We start from the raw sequence: 17,330 nt of genomic DNA, 5'->3' as shown, positions 1-17,330 counted from the left end.
CCGGCTGATCGCCGGGCCCCGGCCCAGGAGCGGGTGGCACCACGCCGGGACGGCCCCGTCAGGCCCCGCCTCTCGACAACGGAGGACCACGATGCAGCAACACGGACTCGGCATCTCGTCACCGGGAGCCATGCACGCAGTGGAGTGGGAGTCCCGAGTCGACATGAATCGGCTCCGGACCGATCGCATCGAGCGGATGCGCGACGAGCTCCGACGGTCGGAGCTCGGAGCCCTCCTGCTGTTCGACCAGAACAACATCCGCTACGCCACCGGCACGCACATCGGGAACTGGGCGCGCGACAAGTTCTTCCGCTGCGTGCTCGTCATGCAGGACCACGACCCGATCCTGTGGGACATCGGATCCGCGGCGAAGAAGCACCGGCTCTTCGCCCCCTGGTTCGACGAGGACAGCTGGCGGGCGGGCATCTCGAGCTGGCGTGGCTCGATCCCCGAGGACGTCGGGGTGGAGCGCACCAACGCCGCGCGCGTCGCGGGCATCCTCCACGACGCGGGGCTGGCCGGCGAACCCGTGGGCATCGACATCGTTGAGCTGCCGGTGCTGTTCGCCCTGCAGGGCGAGGGGCTCGAGGTGCGGGACGCCCAGGGCCTGATGCAGCGCGCCCGGCGGATCAAGACCGCCGACGAGATCGCGCTGCTCGACCAGGCGGCCGGGCTCGTCGACGGGGTCTACGAGGAGCTCTTCCGGTACATGCGGGCCGGCGTGCGCGAGAACGACTGCGTCGCGCTCGTGAACCGCCTGCTGTACGAGCGCGGCTCCGAGGAGGTCGAGAACGTCAACGCGATCTCCGGCGAGCGGTGCAGCCCGCATCCCCACGTGTTCTCGGACCGCTCGCTGCGGCAGTGGGACACGGCCTACTTCGACATCATGCACTCCCTCAACGGCTACCGGACCTGCTACTACCGCACGTTCAACGTCGGTGGGGCCACGCAAGCCCAGGTGGACGCCTACAAGCGGGCGCGCGAGTTCATCGACCGCGCGATCGCGGAGGTCAAGCCCGGAGCCACGTCGGCGGACGTCATCCAGCACTTCCCCGCGGCCCACGAGTTCGGCTTCGAGGACGAGGAGGAGGCCTTCGGGCTCCAGTACTGCCACGGGATCGGGCTGTCGGCGTGGGAGCAGCCCCTGATGAGCCGGTACCACTCCCACGAGTACCCGGTCGAGATCGAGGAGGGCATGGTCTTCGCCCTCGAGACCTACTGGCCCACCGAGGACGGCTCGGCCGCCGCGCGGATCGAGGAGGAGGTGGTCGTCACCGCCGACGGGGCGCGGATCATCACGCGCTTCCCGGCCGACGAGCTCCTCGTCACCGGGATCCAGTACTGGCGGGGCGCGGATCTGGCGGTGCCCGCGTCCCTCGAAGGGGTGGGCTTCTCGCAGGCGACGATGCCGGTCCCGAGCGGCAACGGTGCCCAAACGACCCAGACGGCCGGGGCGACGCGTTGAGCGACCGCTGGGCACGGGCCGCTGAACCAACGTCGGACGACACGAGTTGGTGGCAGCTCCGAGGTTCCCGGAGCACGAGGCAGGGAGGAGACTGGATGCACGGCAGACGGAAGCTCGTGCCGGGGGCGCTCATCGCGCTCGCGGCGATGCTCGCGCTGCTCGCGGGCTGTGAGGCCGACGACGAGGTCGTGGCCGAGGACGACGAACCCGAGGCGGACGAGCCCGACGAGGATGCCCCCGACGACGAGCCCACGGACGAGCCCGACGATGATCCCGACGACGACACCGACGACGAGCCGACCGACGACGAGCCGATCCGCATCGGGGGGACGTTGGGCCTCACCGGGGCGTTCGCGCAGCCTTCGTCGCAGTTCCAGGTGGCCTACGAGTACTGGGAGGATCGCGTCAACGAGGACGGGGGCATCCTCGGCCGCCCCGTCGAGATGGTGATCTACGACGACGAGAGCGAGGTGGAGACCGCACAGGACCTCTACCAGCGTCTCATGTTCGAGGACGAGGTGGACCTGCTGCTGGGCCCGTTCGCGACCGGCCCCGGCGGCGCGGTCATCACAGCCGTGGCGGGCAACGACCGTGTGCTGTGGAATGACGGCTTCATCGGCCTCGAGCTCTACATCGAGCACGAGGACAACATGATCAACTTCCTCACCTATAACGAGCTCGACTACATCCAGCCGCTGTTCGACATGCTTGAGTCGCTGCCCGAGGACGAGCGGCCGGAGCGGCTCGGCCTGGCCACCGTCCAGGAGCCGTTCCAGCTCATGGTCCGCGACGGGCTCGAGGGCGAGGGCGGCGGCGTCATCGAGATGGCCGAGGAGCTCGGTATCGAGCTGGTGATGGACGAGGAGTACCCGTCCGGGCCGGCGGACGTCGGTCCGATGATCTCGGAGGCGCAGTCCGCCGACGTCGAGGTGTTCCTGAACATCGGCTTCCCCGACGACGGGACCCTCTTCGCGTCGACCGCGCACGAGGAGGGCTTCGAGCCCGACGTCTTCTGCGTGTGCGGCTCGCAGGTCACCGTCCTGCCGGTCTGGGACGACCTGGGGGAGGCGGGCGAGCACGTCATGGGTCCGACCACCGGCTGGCCGGAGTCCGACGACTTCGCCGAGCTCGACGAGCTGTACGACGTGGTCCAGGAGGAACTGGGGACCGAGTCCATCGCCTCCACCTCCATCCAGGGCCTCACGGTGCTGCAGGTGCTCGAGCAGGCCATCGAGGAGACCGGCACCGTCGACGAGTGGGAGCTGTACGACCACGTGCTCGACAACACCTTCGAGACCGCTTCGGGCACGCTCGAGTTCCCCGACCGGACCTGGCCCGAGGACATGTCGATGCTGCTGCAGTGGCAGGACGGCAGGAACGAGGCGGTGTGGCCGGAGGAGCGCGCAACCACCGAGCCGATCATCCCCATGGATCGGTAGCCGTCCGACCCGACCGAGACCGCAGATGGCCGGGAGCCGGGAGACGCCGCGCGTGTCCCGGCTCCCGGCCCGGAACACGCCCCGCCGAGGGTCGTGCTGGGGAGAGTCGGCCATGAGCATTCTGGACGTCGAGGGCGTCTCGAAACGCTTCGGTGGGCTGTGGGCGCTGCACGACGTCCACGTCCGCGTCGAACCGGGGACCGTCGTGGGTCTGATCGGCCCGAACGGCTCAGGAAAGACCACCCTGTTGAACGTCTGCAACGGGGTGTACGCCCCGAGCGAGGGCGAGGTCCGCCTCGACGGAACACCGATCCGGAGCGGCCGCCCCCATCGGGTCGCGGCCGCCGGGGTCATGCGGACGTTCCAGGACAGCCGCGTGTTCCGGACGCTCACCGCGATGCAGAACATGCGCGTGCCGCTGCTGCACTCGCGGGTGTCGGAAGGCGAGGTCCGTCGCCGCGCGTGGGAGCTCCTCGAGTTCGTGCACCTCACCGATCATGGGAACACCGCCGCGAGCGAGCTCTCCGGCGGACAGCGCAAGTTGCTCGAGTTCGCGCGAGCGCTCATGCCCCGGCCGCGGCTCATCCTCATGGACGAGCCACTCGCGGGTGTTCACCCCGAGATCAAACAGTTGCTCACCGAGCGCATCAGGGCGGCCTGCGACGACGGCGTGAGCGTGGTGGTGGTCAGCCACGAGCTCCCCGCCCTGCTCGGGGTTACCGACCACGTCGCCTGCCTGGTCGAGGGCCGGGTCCTGTTGACGGGCGAGCCCGCCGAGGTCACTGGTGACTCACGGGTCGTGGAGGCCTATCTCGGCACGGAGCTGGGCGAGGAGCTGTCCGGCGGCGGCGTCGCCGGCAGCGAGGAGGGAGTCTCGTGAACGGCCTCGCGCTGAGCGACGTCACCGCCGGCTACCACGCCGAGGACCTCGTGCTGAACGGCGTGTCGCTGGGGGTTCCCAAGGGGCGCACCACCGTGCTCATCGGGCCGAACGGCTCCGGCAAGTCGACGGCGCTGCGGGTCCTCTGCGGGTTGCTGTCGGCGCGCGAGGGACGCGTCGAGCTCGACGGCGAGGACGTCAACGCCACCCCGCCGCACGAGCGCGTGCGCCTCGGTCTCGGCGTGTTGCCGCAGGGCCGGTCGGTCTTCCCGTCGCTCACCGTCCGGCAGAACATCGAGCTCGGGGCCTGGACGTTTCGTCGTGACCGGCGGGGTCGCCGACGACGGGTCGAGGAGCTCCTCGATCGCTACCCCGTGCTGGCCGAGCGCAGCGAGGTCCTCGCCGGCCGTCTCAGCGGGGGCCAACAACGCCTCACCGAGATCGCGCGCATGATGATGAGCGATCCTGATTACGTCCTTATCGACGAGCCGGGCGCCGGGCTCGCGCCCGTCTTCGTCCAGGACGTCTACGAGGAGATCCGTGCCCTCGCCGACGAGGGCAAAGGGGTCCTGCTCGTGGACCAGAACGTGCGCAAGGCCATGACGCTCGCGGACTACGTCTACGTCCTCGAGCTGGGACGGAAACGACAGGAGGGGTCCCCGGAGCGGTTCACCGAGGACCTCACTGGCGTCGTCCGCGAATGGCTGCGCATCGAGTAGCCCGCCAACCCGTCTTCCGCCGTCACTTGAAGCGTCCCGCAACCCAGCACCCTCCAGCCTTCGAACCCCGGGAGCGCAGTCATGTTGGAGCTCGTCGCCCAGGTCGTGATCAGCGGTGTCCTCCTCGGCGCCGTCTACACGCTCATGGCCGTGGGCCTGAGTATCGCGCTCGGGGTCATGCGCATCATCAACGTGGCGCACACGACCTTCATCATCCTCGGCACCTACGTGGGGTGGCAGGTGTGGCGGATCTGGGAGGTCAATCCGATGTTGACCCTCCTCGTGCTAGCGCCGCTGTTCTTCGGCCTCGGCTACGCGATCGCGAGGTGGATCGTCCAGCCGCTGGCCCGCATGGACCCGACCATGACGGTGGTCGCCCTGTTCGGCGTCCTGCTCGTGATCGAGACCGTCATCGCGATCGTCTGGACTGCGGACACGCGGGCGGTGACCGTCGGCTACGCGGGTATGCAGATCGACCTGGGAGTCGCCAGCGTGTCGACGCGCCGCGTGGTCGCCGGCGCCGTCTGCCTGGTCGTGGTGGCGGGGCTGCACGTGTTCTTCCAGCACACGATTGCCGGGCGTTCCATCCGGGCGATGAGCGAGAACCGCGACGCCGCCCGGGTGCTCGGGATGAACGTGACCGCGCTCGGCGCCACGGCGTTCGGGCTCGCGACCGCGACCGCGGCCTTCAGCGGCGCGGCGCTGTCCACGCTGCTCGCCTTCGAACCCCAAACCCACTACGTGTGGCTCGCGTGGGCGTTCCTGGTCGTCGTCGTGGGAGGGTTCGGCTCGGTCCTCAACACGCTGGTGGCGGGCATGGCGCTCGGTCTCGTCGAGACCGTGCTCAACCTGTTCCTCGGCTTCGAGTGGGCCTACCTCGCCATCTACGCCCTCCTCGGAATCGCGCTGTTGCTGACCGGCGAGGGTCTGCTCGGAAAGGCCACGGCGACCCGTCGGATCTAGGCCACGAGAAGGAGTGTCCGTTGCAGCTGCCCACGATGCACAAGGGTGCCGATACCGCCGGTGAGCAGCCCGAGACCGGCCAGCCTCGGCGCTCGCTCCGCACGGGCGCGATGGCCGCGTTGACCGCGGGCGCGCTGCTCGCGGTCATCGCCTTTGGCCTGTGGAGCCCCCGGCAGGGCTGGATCAGCCTCGCGGCGACGATCTTCATGTACATGGCGATGGTCCAGGCCTGGAACGTGCTCTCCGGCTACGCGAAGTACCTCAACCTCGGCACCGCCGCGTTCTTCGGCGTGGGCGTCTACACCAGCACGATCCTCGCCGAGACGGTGCCGCTGCACCACGTGGCGACGCCACTGATCGGCGGGCTCGTCGCCGCTGCGGCCGCGACCGTCATCGGGTTCGCGGCGCTGAGCCTGCGCGGCGCGTCGTTCGTGATCTTCACGCTAGCGCTCAGCTTCTTCGTCCAGACCCTGGCCCGCAACGTCGAGTTCACGCGCGGAGGCCTCGGCATGTTCGCCCCGGTGCTCCCGTTCGACGGCGTCACAACCGCGCGGGCGTGGTACTTCATCTTCTTCGGCGTCGCCCTCGTCGTCACCGTCGCGGTGTTCGCCTTGGAGCGAACACGCTTCGGCGATGCGCTGCGGGCGATCGGCGAGGACGAGGACGGCGCGGTGGTCCTGGGCGTCCGCGCGACGCGGATCAAGCTCGCGGCGTTCGCGGCCGGGGCGTTCATCGCCGCGGTGATCGGAGGGCTACACGCCTACCGCGTCGGCTACATCGAGCCGGTCGGCGCGTTCGAGCTGATCATCTCCGTCAACGTCGTCGTCATGGGGGTGATCGGAGGGCTCGGACGCTGGCAGGGACCGCTGATCGGCGCGCCGCTAGTCCTCATCCTCGCCGAGATCATGCGCGCAGGCGTGCTGCGTCTGCAGCTGCTCGGGACGAACCTTCCGGTCGAGAGCTACAAGCTCATGCTCGGGGTCCTGGTCGTGCTGATCGCCCTGTATGCGCGGGACGGCATCGCCGGGCTTTTCAGCGAGCGGCGGCAGAGCCGGCTGGGCGTGTAGCGGATCGCTGCCTGGGCGCGTCGCGGATCGCGGTTCACCCCGTCGCGGATCCCGGTTCGCCGTGTCGCGGGATCGCGACGAGGGGCCACCGCGACGAAGGCCGCCGAGGTCGTCGGCGCGCCGGCGGGGCGCTACCGCGCGGCCCGCTGGTGCAGATGCGCGTGCACGGACTCGTGGTGCTGGCGCAACGCGTGCTGCAGCTCCACGGCGTCGCCGTCCTTCACCGCCTGCAGGATCGGACGGTGCAGCTCGACCTGTTGTCCGCGCGCGTCGTCCCGCAGCCACGCCGGGACGACGTCCCGCTCGACCCACTCCTTGTAAAGCTCGGTGACCATCGCCGAGTGGACCGCCTCGTAGACCTGGTTGAGGTAGAGATTCCCGGACGCCCGCACGAGCGTCGCGTGGAAGATCGTGTCGGCGGCCATCCACTCGCTGACGTTGCCGTCGTTGGCCTCGAGCCGAGCGAACGCGGATTCGAGGTCGCTCGCGACCTCCGCTTCCGCGGACTTCATGGCCTTCGACGCGCCGACCTCCTCCAGCCAGAACCGCAAGTCCGCGATCTCCGACAACGAGCCGCCCTGGGACCGGATCAGCATCTCCATGGCGGTCGTGAACATCGTGCCGGGGTTCCGGGTCACGTAGGCGCCGGATCCGGGACGAACCTCGACGAACCCCATCAACGAAAGGGTCCGCAGCGCCTGGGTGATGATCGCCCGGCTCGTGCCGAGCCGCTCGGCGAGGTCGCGTTCGGAGGGAAGCCGCTCCCCCGGATCCAAACCCTTCGAGAGGATGAGCTCCTGGAGCTGGCTGGTGACGCTGTCAGCGAGGCCGGTCGGTCGCAACGGCCGCAGCGACTGCAGGAGATCGTCGTACTCGCTCACCGGCCAACTCCCTCGGCCACGGTCCGTTCACCCGAATGCGTGGAAGGTGGGTCCTGCGTGATCCACCTCCACCACACCCGAACCCGCTTCCGACAACGATAACCATAACAAGGCGACCGCGCGACCCTCATCGCACTTCATCGCGCGAGCCTTCGTCGCCTCCCATTATGGGAACCCCGTCCTCCCGGCGCGACTCGGTCAGCGCGCACCCCGGCCGCACCGACGCTGGATCAGCTCCCGTCCGAGCTCGTGCGCGTCGTCGAGCTCGAGGACGAGTCGGTCGTCACGCTCGGCGCACCACGCCTCGGCCGCCGACGAGTCGACCAGGAAGTGCACCGCGCCGCAGAAGCTCGCGCGCAGATCGTCGGGGTCGATCCGCTCGGGCGACAGGAACGAGAGGACCACCTCGGGCGGATCGCGGTCGAGGATGCCGGTGGGCGCGATGCGCAGCGTCACCGGCTCGGCGGTCACCGGGCACCGCGAGGCGACCGTGACCTCGCGATCGATCGCCGCCGGCAGGAAGAGGGTGTCCCAGGCACACCAGGCGTAGCGGGTCGCCCCCTCGATCGTGATCTCGTGACCGGTCGGCCGCAGGGTGAGCCCGCCGAACCCGATCACCGCGCCCGTCGCGTCGCGCTCGACGTTCGGCAGGCGCGCGAGCAGCTCGTGTGCGCGGGCCTCGTCCCACTCCACCGTGGTCGCCAGCCGCGGCACGGTGACCGGCTCGCCGTCACGCAGGCTCGCGTAGACCGCGCGAATCGCTGCGCGCTCCTCCGTCGAGGGCGTAGCGGTCCCACAGACCGCGTCGAATAGTCGGTTCGTCGCGTCGGGATCGAGAGCGCTGCCCATCGGTCCTCTACCAGTCCTCCGCGGCGATCGCTCGGAGACGCGCGCGGTCACGAGGGTCGGCGTGTACCTGGAAATCGTGGAACAACCGGGCGATCTGACTCTCGTAGCGCACGCGGGCCGGCTCATCGGCGGAGTACAGCACGATGCGCTCGCGTCGGATCCGACCTGCCAACGGCAGCGGTGCCTCGTTCAGGACCACCAACGCCTCGACCGGACCCACCCCAGCTACCGCCTCGAGCTCGCCGGCCAGTCGCAGCGACCGTTGGAGGAACTCGGTCGGTGACACCACTCCCGTGAGCATCACCGCCACGTCCACGTCGCTGCGCGCTCGGGCACGCCCGGTCGCCTGAGAGCCGAACAAGTACGCGAATGCGACCGGCTCCCCAGCGAACGCCGACGCAGCGCCGGCAGTGAGCCTTGCGACGACCTCGCTCATCCGTTGCCTCCCGCCCGCAGGCTACCGGCCGGGCCCCGCGGTCGGCACGTGCCTCGTGACCGATCAGCGGCCGTTCCTCTCGGGGGAGGAGTCCAGCTCGCCGGCGTCGGTGAGACCGGGCATCCCGACGACGCGGTCGCGCCCCTCGCGCTTGGCGGTATAGAGGGCGAGGTCGGCGCGGCGCAGGATCGAGCGGGCGTCGTCGTCGCCGGTCAGGGTGGCGACCCCGAAGCTCACGGTGAGGTGCCCGACCCCGGGGAAGGGCGTGCGGGCGATCCCCTCGCGGCATCGCTCGGCGAGGTCGAGCGCCGCATCGTGCTTGGCGTACGGCGCGAGGAGCAGGAACTCCTCCCCGCCCCACCGGCCGAGCAGGTCCCCCTGGCGCAGCAGGGCCGAGAGTCGGGTGACCACCTCGATCAACGCGCGATCCCCGACCTGATGACCCAGCTCGTCGTTCACGCGCTTGAAGTGATCGATGTCGACGAGCGCGACCGACAGGGGGCGACCGTAGCGCCGGGCGAGCGCCAACAGCCGGTCGAGCTCGTCGTCGAGCCGGCGACGGTTCGGCAGGCCGGTCAGCGGGTCCTCGTTCGCCTGGGCCGCGAGCAGGGCGGCCTCGGTGCGGGCGCGCGCTCGCGTTCGCCGCCGCCGGCCTCACCTGACCGGCGCACGCTGCGACGGCTCGAAGCCGACCTGGCATGGCCCGAGGAGCTGGTCGCAGTCCGCGATGACCCGTAGCTGGCGAGCGACGATCGGCTTCCTGGTGCCGCTGCGATGCCCGACGTCAGGTCGGCATGGCCATCGGCGACACCCGAGCGGCCCGCCGTACCGCGTCGTACCATGCCAGGTGTGCGAATCGATGACGTACTCGCGGTCCTCAGTGCGTTGGAGCGCGAAGGCGTGGACTACGCCGTCATCGGAGCCATGGCGATGGCGGCCCATGGCCTCGATCGGGCCACCCGCGACCTCGACTTGTTCGTTCGCCCCAGCGAGGAGAACGTCGCGCGGCTCCGCCGTGCGCTGCGGTTCGTCTTCGACGACGCCGCCATCGATGAGATCACCGCGGGCGACCTCGGCGGCGATTATCCCGCCATCCGCTACGGACCCCCGGAGGTCGACTTCACCATCGACCTGGTAAGCCGCCTGGGCGACGCCTTCACCATCGATGATCTCCACATCGTCGAGACCCACGCCGGGTCCACGACCATCAGGGTCGCGAGTCCCGCGACGCTGTACCGCATGAAGCGTGACACGGTTCGCGGACGCGATCGCGACGACGCTGCGCGGCTGCGCGACGCATTCGACATCGAGGAGTAGCCGGTGCCAGTCCAGCGCTACCGCCATATCGGGGACATGCCGCCCCCACCACGTGCCACCTCGGCCCTGGCGGGGCTGCGTGCCGCCTGCGCGTCGACCGCGCTCGGGTCCCAACTCGCCGGGGACCGACGCCCTCCCTCCCCCGGCCCCCGCGGCGTCCAGCGGTTCCGGTCCATCGAGGACGCCGCCGCGGCACGGTTGCGGTGGGAGGCCGACGAACTGCGCGGCCACGACGGACAGCACCTGCAGGAGTGACCGCCGAGCAGTCGGTCACCGCCCTCTTCGCGCCCTACGCCTGAGCTTCCACAACCTCGACTCGCCGATGCGGACCTCGAGCAACCCGCTCGAGGACACTTCCGTGGGTTGCCGTCCAGGCCCACGGAGGGGATCATGCCGGAAGCAGACGCGAAACGACTGCGGTTGTTGCGAAAGCTCGAGTCGGTGCTGGGGGCCGAGGAGGCCGAGACCCTGATGACCTACCTGCCACCAGTGGACTGGTCGCAGCTGGCCACCAACGACCACGTCGACCAACGAATCGACGCGCTGCGTAGCGACCTCCGCGCCGAGCTCGCCGACACCCGCGCCGAACTCCGCGCCGAGATCACCGACACCCGATCGCAGATCCGCCTGGAGATCGCCCGCTGGGGGCGCTTGCACGTCTACACCACCCTCGGCGCCGTCGTCGCCACCGGGGCGCTCGCGTTCGCCGCCGCCGGCCTCAGCTGACCCGCCGCGTCGGCTCACCCGCGACCCCGGCGGCAGCGTCCTCCCGACGGTTCCACCACCTCCACCTTGCGCCGTAACCTTGTTAAAGTACTCTCGCAAGAGCACTCTTACCGCAGTCATTGTGGAGGTCGCCGCACGTGGTTTCGTCTCCCCCGGCTCCACCCCCCAGCACTCGGCAGGGGCCACGGTGGCCCGCCAGCGCCCTCCGCGTGCTCGGGGGCACCGTCCTCGGTGCCGCCGGCCTCGTGGGGGCGCTCTGGTGGCCGCTCGACTCCCGCGTCGGATGGGTCCTGGGCGCCTGGTTCGTGCTCGTCGGGGGAGCCCTCGCGGCGTCCGGCATCGTGCCCCGTTGGCGACGATGGCCATGGGGGCGCCCGCGTCGGCGCGCGATGCGATGGGGGATCGGGGCACTCACCGCAGTGCCGCTGCCGCTGCTGCTCGGCCTCGCCTGGCTGCTGGCGACCGCACCGGTCTCCAACGTCGGCGAGCAGGAGTTCCGAAACGAGCTCGCTATCCCGGAGCTCCTCGAACCACGCGTGGACGCGCACGGGCGGAAGGTCTTCGACCTCGAGGCCCGTCGCGGCCAGCGCTCGTTCCTGCCCGGCACCACCACCGACACCGAGGGCGTGAACGGCGACTACCTCGGGCCGACCCTCCGCGCCTCACGAGGCGACACGGTGCGCATCAACGTGGCCAACGGGCTCGACGAGCCGACCACGATGCACTGGCACGGCATGCACCTGCCGGCAGCGGCGGACGGGGGACCGCACCAGATCATCGCGCCAGGGGAAACCTGGCCGCCCGAGTGGACCATCGATCAGCCCGCCGGGACGTTGTGGTACCACCCGCACCTGCACGGAAAGACCGGCGCGCACGTCTATCAGGGCCTCGCCGGCATGTTCATCGTCGACGACGAGGATTCGGGACGCTCGACCTTCCCGCCGAGTACGGCGTCGACGACGTCCCCCTCATCGTGCAGGACCGCCTGTTCGACGCGGACGGCGCGTTCCGCAAGGCGCCGACGTTGTCGAGCTTGGGGGTGCTCGGCGACGAGATCCTGGTGAACGGCACCCACGACCCCCACCTTGAGATCGGCCACGAGCGCGTGCGGCTGCGCGTGCTCAACGCCGCGAACGACCGGATCTTCGCCTTCGGGTTCGACGACGAGCGCGCCTTCGACCAGGTCGCGACCGACGGTGGGCTGCTCGAGCAACCGCACCGCACCCGCCGCGTCCAGCTGTCCCCCGGCGAGCGCGCCGAGCTCGTCGTCGCGCTCGAGCCGGGCGACGACGTCGTCCTGCGCAGCTTCGCCCCCGAGACCGGCGCGTTCCTGGAGCGTCGCGTCGGCGGCGCGGACACCTTCGACATCCTGCGCATCGCGGCCGAGGACGAGCTCGAGGCCTCACCACCGCCGGCCGACGAGCTCGCCCCCATCCCTCCGCTCGCCGAGCCGGGGAGGTCGCCGGATCGGTCGATCGATCTCGGTGACGAGGTCATCGACGGGCGCGCGATGGACATGGAGCGGATCGATCACATCATCGCTGCGGGCACGACGGAGGTGTGGGAGGTGACCAACACCGACGGCGATCCCCACAACCTGCACCTCCACGACCGGCACGTGCAGGTGGTGGCCGTCGACGGCCGTTCACCGCCCCCCGAGCTCACCGGCTGGCACGACACAGTGCACGTGCCGGCGGGCTCGACCGTGCAGCTCGCGATCGAGTTCGGCAGCTACGTCGACCCGACCACGCCGTACATGTTCCACTGCCACGTGCTGACCCACGAGGACGCCGGGATGAGGGGGCAGTTCACGATCGTGGAGCCCGACGAGGTCGACACCGCCCCGCGGCGCATCGACGCGCCCGACGACTATGGCCACCACTGAGCCGGTGGGGACGCGGACCCGGCGGTTCCACGGCCGGGCACGTCATAGGCTGCGCGCATGAGCTCCGTCCGCCTGTTCCTGCTGGGCGCCCTGGCCCGGAAAGGCCCCATGCACGGCCACGAGATCCGGCGGAACGCCGAGCGGGACCGCACCGAGCGATGGACCGACATCACCGTCGGCTCGCTCTACGGCGCGTTGAAGCGCATGGCCAACGAGAGCCTCATCGAGGTCCACGCCACCGAGCAGCACGGCAACCTGCCGGCCCGCACCGTCTACGCGATCACCGACGAGGGACGCCAGGAGCTGGCCCGGCAACGCCAGCGGTTCCTGGAGGACACCCGGCCGCGCCCCGACCCGGTCGACCTCGCGCTCCAGTACAGCGACGACCTCTCACACGAGCAGCTGCGCGAGCTCGTCACCGAGCGGCAGCTCGCGCTCACCGCGCAGCTCGACTCCTGGCAGGACCTCGTCGAGTCCGCCACCCCCCACCTCCAGGGACTAGAGCCGGTGATCGTGCGGCACACGCTGCGACGGCTCGAAGCCGAGCTGGCCTGGCACGAGGAACTGCTTGCCTTCCTCGATGACCCCGAGGCTGGCTAGCGGCGATCGGACCCGAACCTTCGTCGAGCGGAGGTCGGGCGGAGGGGAACCGGGGGTATCGGCATTTCAGCGGTCGCGGACGACCGCCTCGGCCTCCACCTCGATGAGCACGTCCGGGTGAACCAGCGCGGCGACCTGCACGAGCGTCGCGGCGGGCGGGTTGCCGCCGAAGGCCTCCCGGTGGGGCTCGCTGAGCTCGCCCGCCAGCGTGATGTCGGTGACGTACATCCGGGTCGCGACGACGTGACCGGGCTCGGCCCCGACGTCCGCGAGCCCCTGCGTCAGGATCTCGAGGCATCGGCGGGTCTGTGCGGCCATGTCGCCCGGTGCGACGACGCTGCCGTCGTCGGCGAACGGTGCGGTTCCAGCGACCCAAGCGCGGTCGTCGACGCGCACCGCGCGGCAGTAGCCCGCGCGTTCCTCCCACGGCGATCCCGACCACGAGCGACGGGTGTCCATGGCGTGTGTCTCCTTTCGTGGCGCGCGTCCGCGCCGAGGGGTCAGAAGCTGTCCGGCTCGAAGAAGCTGGTTTCGCGGTCGAAGCAGTGCACGCCCATCGTCCAACGCTGAGGACTCGGCTATTGAGAATTCTGACGAGACCCTCGCAGGCTTGGCGATGCATCGGTCCGAGTCAAGTTCCTGCTGCGGGGACGCATCACCGCTGCGCTCGGCACCACCCGATCACCCTCGTGGCTGCTTCCCGGCAGCGCACACAGGGCAGCATCCACATCCACAGCACAGGGTGCTGTTCAACTTACCAAACCTCGACTCCACGTCAGAGGGGTGACGCAGAGTCAACGCAGAGGATGCGCAGGCGGCTGTCGGTCCGAGCGTTCGAGAAGAGGTGGGGGCGTTCGGCCGAGTAGTGCGCGCTGTCACCCGGGAACAGCGTCCTGACGTGTTGGCCGTTTACTTCGAGCCGGAGCACGCCCTCGAGAACGTGCACGAACTCCTCGCCTTGATGGCGTCCGGGCTCGGCCAGCGTCGCCCCCGGCTCGAAGACGAGCAGCATCGGCAACATGTCGCGGTCGACATCTGAGATCATGAGGTACGCATCGATGCCCTCAGCCGGGGAGTGCAGCAACTTCTGCTCGGAGGCACGGATGACGTCGGGCTCCTCGTGTCGCTCGTCCGGAAGCAGATCCAGCACGGACACGTCGTAGAACTGGACGAGCCGAGTGAGGCGTCCGACCGTGATGTCGTTCTTGCCGGTCTCCACGAGGGAGAGGAACGAGGGGGAGATCCCGGTCGCCTTGGCGACCTCCGCGAGAGACAGCCCACGTTCCTGCCGCAGGGCACGCAGCGCCTCACCCACCGAGGAGCCAGGTCCTTGGTGTGCTGCGCCTGGCGCCGGATCCGTGACCGCCATCGGCTCGTTCGCTCCCACGTTCGTCCTCGCACCGGTGTACGGCGACAGTGCGTGCCGCTCAGGCGCGCATCAGCTACTTTGCAGCGGAGAATAGCTCTCAGTGTTGAGTATGCCAATGGGCGTCGGCCATCACGCCCTGGATGGTCCTCACCCCGAACTCCCCGTCATGGTGTTGTCACCCCCTCGTCGCGGCTCAGATCCTCGCGCACCCGAGCGGTCGCGTCGGCGTCCAGGAATTCCCCGACCTCATCCACCACCACCCCGTAATGGAGCCGAGCCGCCGCGGATGTGACGTAGCCACGTTCGACGTCGAGCCGGACCTGCTCCGGGTCTCGGGCCAGCGGGGAGCCCCACCCGCCGCCACCGGGCGTTTGAACACTGACGACCTGGTCTGCACCCACCCGTACGCGACGCCCGTTCCCGTACTCGGCGGGCGCTGCGCCTTCGGCGTCCACCATCACTCGCGCAGGTGAGCCGCTTCCACCGCCCTGAAGACCCCACGGCGGACAGGTGCGCCGATCGATCACCGACGTCATCTCGGGGTTGTGACCGAGTACGCGGTAGTCGCGATAGGTACCCAGCCCTCCGCGATACATGCCTGGACCGCCGGTGTCAGGACGCAGGGCATGCCGCTCAACACGGAGCGGGAACCGCGCCTCGATGATCTCCGCCGGTAGGTTCTGCGTGTCGCCGTTCGCGATGGAGATCATCGCGCTCTCCCCATCCCCGTGGGGCCCCGCCCCCCACCCACCGTGCTCGGGTTCCTGGTGGATGTACAACTCCCCATCCGTGGGCTCGAAGCCGACGAAGAAGAATCCACAAAGGTGCCCGTAGTGCCCCGCCACTGCCATCCGCGGCGTTGCTCCGCTCAGCGCCCGGATCACGAGATCGGTCAGCGTGATCAGGTGGGTGGTGTACATGAACGTCGGAGCCGGGAACTGGGCGTTGAACATGCTGTCCTCGGGGCAGAGGACGCGTAACGCCTCGAAATCCCCGTCCGTTGTCGGGGTTCGCGGGTGCGTGAGAGCCTTCAGCGCGATCTTGCAGGCGGCCTCGGTCGCTGGGAGTCCGGCATTGACGGGACCCACGTTCTGTCCGTGCGAGCCCGCCAGATCGATAGTGAGGTCGCTGCCCTCCACGGTGGCCGTCACTTTGACGGGCAGCGGGCCGTTGCCGCGGCAATCGTCGTCCATACAGGTTTCGGCCTCGTAGACCCCATCCGGCATGAGTCGGATGGCGTCGCGTGTCCGCTGGTCACCCTGCTGGTGCATGGACGCGATGGCCTGCTCGACGACCGACGTTCCGTGACGAGCGAAGATCTCCCGAACCCGTTGAGCGCCCACGTGGGTTGCGGCGACTTGCGCGCGGAGGTCGCCGAGCATGTTGCGCGCGTAGCGGATGTTGTGCTCGATCATCCGGTACACCGCGGGGACCGGTTCGCCTGCCCGCTGTAGTAGTACCGAGCGGAACCACAGCCCCTCCTGCATTATCTCGGTCGCGTCCAGGCTCCCCGCAGGGTCCTTGCCCCCGATGTCGAGCCAGTGCGCACGTGTGCAGGCGAAGCCCAACAGCTCGTCCCCGTCCGAGAAGACCGGCGCGATGGTCGCGACGTCGTTGAGGTGGTTTCCCGCCTCGTACGGGTCGTTCATGAGGTACACGTCGCCCGGCCGAAGTCGGTCGACGCCCACGTCGGCCACCATGGTGCTCACCGTGGCCGTCAGGTTACCGAGGAAGATGGGCAGGCCGTCGGACTGCGCGACCATTCGGGTGTTGCGATCCAGCACCCCGCAGCTGAAATCGAGAACCTCGTAGATGATCGGGTTGTAGGCCGTGCGGCGGAGGTTGGTCTTCATCTCCTCCGCAGCAGCGATCAGCGCGTGGCGCACGACCTCGACGGTGATGGGGTCAACCATGTACCAGCCCTTCCTCCGCGACAGGCGCAACGAGCGGTGCGTCATCGATGGGTGTCACCCGGGGTGGCTGCGCGGCTTTGCTCGAGGAGGCGGGTAGGTCGTCCGGCTGTGCGCGACGCCGCCCACGACGAGGAGTTCGGTTAGCTTCAGCGCAGTGACGTTGGGATCGAGGACAGGGACACCAAGCCTCTCCTCCAGCCACTTCGGGGCGCCAACGTTGCCGAGTCCCCCGCAGCCCAGGATGAGGACGTCGGCGCCATCCTCCTCCACGAGCCGCCGGGCCGGAACGAGGGCTTGCTCCAGGAGCGTGTCTCGCCCTTCTCCCGGTGCGCTGCTGCCGAGGATCTCGGGGACCGACGCGCCCAGCGGACGGATACCCGCCAACCGATGCGCGTGGCCGTACGAACTAGCGAGGTCACGCATCAGGGGAATGCCGTTCTCCTCGACTGCGACGAGGCCGAAGGCACTCCCCAGCGTGGTGGCCACCGTCATCGACGCGAGCCCGGTCCCCATCACGGGGATGCGGACCGCCTCACGGCAGGCGCGCAGACCCGGGTCCCCGAAACACGCGTTCAATACAGCGTCGCAACCCTCACGCTCGGCGCGCTCCGCCTCCATCACCGCGTAGCCGGCAGCCAGCGCCTCGTCGTAGTGCTGCTCGACCGTCGATGGGCCGCCGGTAATCTTCGCGACCGAGAGCTCGGTGCTCTTCGCCCCGACCTGGGCGTACAGCTCGAGAAGTTCGTGCATCGGCTCGTCCCCGACACCCTCAAGGGTGAGAGGAACGAGCACCCGGATCCTCATAGATTCCACAGGACGAC

20 protein-coding genes are annotated in these 17,330 nt (G+C 69.5%); 12 read left to right on the top strand and 8 right to left on the bottom strand.

The features are described 5' to 3' along the window. Nucleotides 1–91: 91 nt before the first annotated feature. The 6 genes from ER308_RS15660 to ER308_RS15635 all read left to right on the top strand — a co-directional run bounded on the left by ER308_RS15660 (nucleotide 92) and on the right by ER308_RS15635 (nucleotide 6,533). A complete protein-coding gene (locus ER308_RS15660; protein WP_131155859.1) occupies nucleotides 92–1,465 on the top strand; it encodes a M24 family metallopeptidase in 1,374 nt (457 codons plus the stop codon). A 95-nt stretch (nucleotides 1,466–1,560) separates the two neighbouring features. Then, nucleotides 1,561–2,904, top strand: coding sequence for an amino acid ABC transporter substrate-binding protein (locus ER308_RS15655; RefSeq protein ID WP_131155858.1), 1,344 nt, complete (start codon nucleotides 1,561–1,563; stop codon nucleotides 2,902–2,904). Between the two features lie 112 nt (nucleotides 2,905–3,016). Then, on the top strand, nucleotides 3,017–3,784 hold the full coding sequence (locus ER308_RS15650; RefSeq protein ID WP_165492156.1) for an ABC transporter ATP-binding protein: 768 nt from the start codon (nucleotides 3,017–3,019) through the stop codon (nucleotides 3,782–3,784). Continuing rightward, nucleotides 3,781–4,503, top strand: a complete 723-nt coding sequence (locus ER308_RS15645; protein ID WP_131155856.1) for an ABC transporter ATP-binding protein — start codon at nucleotides 3,781–3,783, stop codon at nucleotides 4,501–4,503. The genes ER308_RS15650 and ER308_RS15645 overlap by 4 nt, the downstream gene beginning before the upstream one ends. An 81-nt stretch (nucleotides 4,504–4,584) precedes the next feature. Further along, nucleotides 4,585–5,466 (top strand): branched-chain amino acid ABC transporter permease, encoded by an 882-nt coding sequence (locus ER308_RS15640; RefSeq protein ID WP_131155855.1) that lies wholly within the window; start codon nucleotides 4,585–4,587, stop codon nucleotides 5,464–5,466. Between the two features lie 20 nt (nucleotides 5,467–5,486). After that, the gene (locus tag ER308_RS15635) at nucleotides 5,487–6,533 is read left to right on the top strand and encodes a branched-chain amino acid ABC transporter permease (RefSeq protein WP_131155854.1); all 1,047 of its coding nucleotides are present in this window, start codon (nucleotides 5,487–5,489) and stop codon (nucleotides 6,531–6,533) included. Nucleotides 6,534–6,664: 131 nt separating this feature from the next. Here ER308_RS15635 and ER308_RS15630 read toward each other — a convergent pair whose 3' ends face one another. The 4 genes from ER308_RS15630 to ER308_RS15615 form a co-directional block, all read right to left on the bottom strand. Then, the gene (locus ER308_RS15630) at nucleotides 6,665–7,414 is read right to left on the bottom strand and encodes a FadR/GntR family transcriptional regulator (RefSeq protein WP_131155853.1); all 750 of its coding nucleotides are present in this window, start codon (nucleotides 7,412–7,414) and stop codon (nucleotides 6,665–6,667) included. A gap of 198 nt (nucleotides 7,415–7,612) precedes the next feature. Then, nucleotides 7,613–8,263: an organomercurial lyase gene (gene merB, locus ER308_RS15625; RefSeq protein ID WP_165492155.1), complete on the bottom strand. Its 651-nt coding sequence runs from the start codon at nucleotides 8,261–8,263 to the stop codon at nucleotides 7,613–7,615. Between the two features lie 7 nt (nucleotides 8,264–8,270). Then, complete coding sequence (mntA, locus tag ER308_RS15620; protein WP_131155851.1) at nucleotides 8,271–8,699, bottom strand: type VII toxin-antitoxin system MntA family adenylyltransferase antitoxin; 429 nt, start codon at nucleotides 8,697–8,699, stop codon at nucleotides 8,271–8,273. Between the two features lie 63 nt (nucleotides 8,700–8,762). Next, nucleotides 8,763–9,269, bottom strand: a complete 507-nt coding sequence (locus ER308_RS15615) for a GGDEF domain-containing protein (RefSeq protein ID WP_240732111.1) — start codon at nucleotides 9,267–9,269, stop codon at nucleotides 8,763–8,765. A 279-nt stretch (nucleotides 9,270–9,548) separates the two neighbouring features. Between ER308_RS15615 and ER308_RS15610 the strand changes: the two genes are divergently transcribed. The 6 genes from ER308_RS15610 (at nucleotide 9,549) to ER308_RS15590 (ending at nucleotide 13,227) form a co-directional block, all read left to right on the top strand. After that, nucleotides 9,549–10,016 carry a nucleotidyl transferase AbiEii/AbiGii toxin family protein gene (locus tag ER308_RS15610; RefSeq protein WP_165492154.1) on the top strand — a complete coding sequence of 156 codons (468 nt, stop codon included), beginning with the start codon at nucleotides 9,549–9,551 and terminating at the stop codon, nucleotides 10,014–10,016. Between the two features lie 3 nt (nucleotides 10,017–10,019). Then, nucleotides 10,020–10,271, top strand: a complete 252-nt coding sequence (locus ER308_RS15605; RefSeq protein ID WP_131155848.1) for a hypothetical protein — start codon at nucleotides 10,020–10,022, stop codon at nucleotides 10,269–10,271. A 135-nt stretch (nucleotides 10,272–10,406) separates the two neighbouring features. Then, nucleotides 10,407–10,742, top strand: a complete 336-nt coding sequence (locus ER308_RS15600; protein ID WP_131155847.1) for a hypothetical protein — start codon at nucleotides 10,407–10,409, stop codon at nucleotides 10,740–10,742. Between the two features lie 209 nt (nucleotides 10,743–10,951). Further along, the gene (locus tag ER308_RS22110) at nucleotides 10,952–11,806 is read left to right on the top strand and encodes a multicopper oxidase domain-containing protein (protein ID WP_205745656.1); all 855 of its coding nucleotides are present in this window, start codon (nucleotides 10,952–10,954) and stop codon (nucleotides 11,804–11,806) included. Continuing rightward, nucleotides 11,767–12,627, top strand: a complete 861-nt coding sequence (locus ER308_RS22105) for a multicopper oxidase family protein (RefSeq protein ID WP_205745655.1) — start codon at nucleotides 11,767–11,769, stop codon at nucleotides 12,625–12,627. Before ER308_RS22110 ends, ER308_RS22105 begins: the two co-directional genes overlap by 40 nt. A gap of 57 nt (nucleotides 12,628–12,684) precedes the next feature. Then, nucleotides 12,685–13,227: a PadR family transcriptional regulator gene (locus tag ER308_RS15590; protein ID WP_131155846.1), complete on the top strand. Its 543-nt coding sequence runs from the start codon at nucleotides 12,685–12,687 to the stop codon at nucleotides 13,225–13,227. 66 nt (nucleotides 13,228–13,293) lie between these two features. Here ER308_RS15590 and ER308_RS15585 read toward each other — a convergent pair whose 3' ends face one another. From ER308_RS15585 to ER308_RS15570, 4 genes are all read right to left on the bottom strand, one after another. Next, nucleotides 13,294–13,686 carry a RidA family protein gene (locus tag ER308_RS15585; protein ID WP_131155845.1) on the bottom strand — a complete coding sequence of 131 codons (393 nt, stop codon included), beginning with the start codon at nucleotides 13,684–13,686 and terminating at the stop codon, nucleotides 13,294–13,296. A 316-nt stretch (nucleotides 13,687–14,002) separates the two neighbouring features. Beyond that, a complete protein-coding gene (locus tag ER308_RS15580; RefSeq protein WP_165492153.1) occupies nucleotides 14,003–14,542 on the bottom strand; it encodes a cupin domain-containing protein in 540 nt (179 codons plus the stop codon). A 218-nt stretch (nucleotides 14,543–14,760) separates the two neighbouring features. Beyond that, entirely contained in the window at nucleotides 14,761–16,509 is a 1,749-nt protein-coding gene (locus ER308_RS15575; protein ID WP_165492152.1) for a hydantoinase B/oxoprolinase family protein, read from the bottom strand. Nucleotides 16,510–16,563: 54 nt separating this feature from the next. Further along, nucleotides 16,564–17,313, bottom strand: coding sequence for an aspartate/glutamate racemase family protein (locus ER308_RS15570; protein ID WP_131155842.1), 750 nt, complete (start codon nucleotides 17,311–17,313; stop codon nucleotides 16,564–16,566). Nucleotides 17,314–17,330 lie beyond the last annotated feature (17 nt).

Source organism: Egibacter rhizosphaerae (genome assembly GCF_004322855.1).
Taxonomy (GTDB): domain Bacteria; phylum Actinomycetota; class Nitriliruptoria; order Euzebyales; family Egibacteraceae; genus Egibacter; species Egibacter rhizosphaerae.
The sequence above is the reverse complement of the archived record's forward strand: the minus strand, read 5'-3'. Positions and strand labels throughout refer to the sequence as shown.

Excerpts from the sequence above, each read along its gene's own strand:
- ER308_RS15660 (WP_131155859.1), top strand. The coding sequence starts at position 92 with ATGCAGCAACACGGACTCGGCATCTCGTCACCGGGAGCCATGCACGCA.
- ER308_RS15655 (WP_131155858.1), top strand. The coding sequence starts at position 1,561 with ATGCACGGCAGACGGAAGCTCGTGCCGGGGGCGCTCATCGCGCTCGCG.
- ER308_RS15650 (WP_165492156.1), top strand. The coding sequence starts at position 3,017 with ATGAGCATTCTGGACGTCGAGGGCGTCTCGAAACGCTTCGGTGGGCTG.
- ER308_RS15640 (WP_131155855.1), top strand. The coding sequence starts at position 4,585 with ATGTTGGAGCTCGTCGCCCAGGTCGTGATCAGCGGTGTCCTCCTCGGC.
- merB (WP_165492155.1), bottom strand. The coding sequence starts at position 8,263 with ATGGGCAGCGCTCTCGATCCCGACGCGACGAACCGACTATTCGACGCG.
- mntA (WP_131155851.1), bottom strand. The coding sequence starts at position 8,699 with ATGAGCGAGGTCGTCGCAAGGCTCACTGCCGGCGCTGCGTCGGCGTTC.
- ER308_RS15600 (WP_131155847.1), top strand. The coding sequence starts at position 10,407 with ATGCCGGAAGCAGACGCGAAACGACTGCGGTTGTTGCGAAAGCTCGAG.
- ER308_RS15590 (WP_131155846.1), top strand. The coding sequence starts at position 12,685 with ATGAGCTCCGTCCGCCTGTTCCTGCTGGGCGCCCTGGCCCGGAAAGGC.
- ER308_RS15585 (WP_131155845.1), bottom strand. The coding sequence starts at position 13,686 with ATGGACACCCGTCGCTCGTGGTCGGGATCGCCGTGGGAGGAACGCGCG.
- ER308_RS15575 (WP_165492152.1), bottom strand. The coding sequence starts at position 16,509 with ATGGTTGACCCCATCACCGTCGAGGTCGTGCGCCACGCGCTGATCGCT.
- ER308_RS15570 (WP_131155842.1), bottom strand. The coding sequence starts at position 17,313 with ATGAGGATCCGGGTGCTCGTTCCTCTCACCCTTGAGGGTGTCGGGGAC.